Annotated in this window: 2 protein-coding genes; both read left to right on the top strand. The window is 33.5% G+C overall.

Going from position 1 to position 2,358, the window contains the following annotated elements; all coding sequences use genetic code 11:
* Nucleotides 1–887 (top strand): tetratricopeptide repeat protein (locus tag CN514_RS11990; RefSeq protein ID WP_141529359.1); only part of this gene is annotated, 887 nt, incomplete at its 5' end.
* Nucleotides 888–1,075: 188 nt separating this feature from the next.
* Complete coding sequence (locus CN514_RS11985) at nt 1,076–2,260, top strand: COG4705 family protein (protein ID WP_286141652.1); 1,185 nt, start codon at nt 1,076–1,078, stop codon at nt 2,258–2,260.
* The last annotated feature ends 98 nt before the right edge of the window (nt 2,261–2,358 follow it).

The following is a 2,358-nucleotide window of genomic DNA, read 5'->3' as shown; positions in this document are numbered from 1 at the left end:
ACCGCGGGCTTGCCTATTACTATCAGCAAATGTATGATCAGGCCATTGCCGATTTCAATAAGTCCATTGATTTGAATTCAAAATACTACCTGACATATAACAACCTTGGACTTGTCTATAACGATAAGCAAATGTATCTACAGGCCATCTCCAATTACGACAAGGCCATTAATTTGAATCAAAAAGACTATCAGGTATATGACAACCGTGGGCTTGCCTATTATAATAGGCAGATGTATGATCTGGCCATTTCTGATTACAACAAGGCCATTGATTTGAATCAAAAAGATTACCTCGTATATAACGACCGCGGAAATGCCTATTACAATAAGAGAATGTATAAACAGGCCATTGCCGATTTCAACAAAGCCATTGATTTGAATCAAAAAGATTATCAGGTATATGACAACCGTGGGCTTGCCTATTATAATATGCAGATGTTCGACCAGGCCATCGCCGATTACAATAAGGCCATCGATTTGAATCAAAAAGATTACCTCGTATATAACGATCGCGGGCTTGCCTATCAAAGCAAGCAGATGTATGATCAGGCCATTTCTGATTACAATAAAGCCATTGATTTGAACTCAAATGATTACCAAGTATATGACAACCGTGGGTATGCCTATCTCAGTAAACAGATGTACGATCTGGCCATTGCCGATTTCAACAAGGCCATTAATTTGAATTCAAAAGATTACCTCGTATATGACGACCGCGGGCTTGCCTATTACTATAAGCAGATGTACGATCTGGCCATTGCCGATTTTAGCAAGTCAATTGAATTGAATCCTCACTTTAAACTTGCTTACAGTGACCGCGGAAATGCTTATCTGAAAAAAGGCATGAACAAAGAAGCGGAATTGGATTTTAACAAAGCAAAGTAAACTTTAAATATTCAATAAAAAAGGAGTAGGAATTTACCTACTCCTTTTTGTTGTACTTTAAAATCAATCATGTAAAGAAGTTATCAATCTATAAAAAAAATTGTTCAATTCTCATGTTTTTCATTTTCCTTTCATTATTATGTGTGATTATACAAATGTACTTTAATTCGATAGAAAGGAATTCAATTATGGAGACAAAACAAAAGACAATAAATAATCTGCTTAACAAAGTACCAGAAGTTACAATCTATTTCTGGATTATTAAAGTTCTATGTACAACTGTTGGTGAAACATTTGCTGATTTCTTGAATTTTAACGTTGGTTTGGGTTTAGGACTTACAACGGTCCTTATGGGTGTTGCATTTTTTATCTCTTTATTTTTTCAATTCAAGGCAAAGAAATATGTTCCAAGTCTTTATTGGATCACTGTTGTACTAATAAGTGTATTTGGTACATTGGTAACTGATAATTTGACTGACGCTATTGGCGTACCTCTTGAAACAAGTACGATTGTATTCTCCGTGCTGCTAGCATTAACGTTTCTTTTTTGGTTTCTTAGTGAAAAAACACTTTCGATCCATTCAATTTTCACAAGAAAAAGAGAAATATTTTATTGGTTGGCGATTCTTTTTACATTTGCACTAGGTACTGCTGTTGGGGATTTATATTCTGAGCAACTTGGACTAGGTTATTTTAAAACTGGTGTAACAGTTATTGTGATCATACTTTGTGTATTCTTAGCGTGGAAGTTTTTAAAACTTGATGGAATGTTAGGTTTCTGGATAGCGTACATTCTTACACGTCCACTTGGGGCATCACTAGGAGATTACCTATCTCAGCCAAAAGTGAATGGCGGTATAGGTTTAGGAACAACAAGTACAAGTATCATTTTTCTAATCGCAATTTTAGCAATCATTGTTTTCCTTGCTGTTACAAAAATTGATATTTCATTATATATTGAAAGAATAGATGAAAATAGAAGTAAGAATAATATCATGACACAAACTATTTTAGCACTGTGTATTTTCTTTGCAGTTGGTATTGGCGGTTATATTAAATTATCATCAAATGCAGCTTCTACTGAAACAACATTATCTGGTCAATTAACAGATTTTGCAACAATAGAAAATAAAATGTTGTCGGATATTAACTCAAAGAACTTTAATTCAGCTAAAAAAGATGCTGACAATTTGGAACATCAATGGGATACTTCAGAGTCTAAACTTAGAAAAATAGATAGTACTTCATGGACTAAAATTGATGGTACGATTGACGTTGTATTAGCAGCAGCTCGTACATCAACCCCTGATGTAAATAAATGTAAAACGGCAATTAATCAATCTCTTAATGTAATAAACGCTGCAAATAAATAAACTACCTTTAACATTATTTAAGAAAAAGCATTTCTTTGTATGAGAAATGCTTTTTCTTTTTGTCAAAATGAAAAGGGTATTTAATAACAATAATAATA

The organism is Bacillus sp. AFS001701 (assembly GCF_002559405.1).
Taxonomy (GTDB): Bacteria; Bacillota; Bacilli; order Bacillales; family Bacillaceae_G; genus Gottfriedia.
The sequence above is the reverse complement of the archived record's forward strand: the minus strand, read 5'-3'. Positions and strand labels throughout refer to the sequence as shown.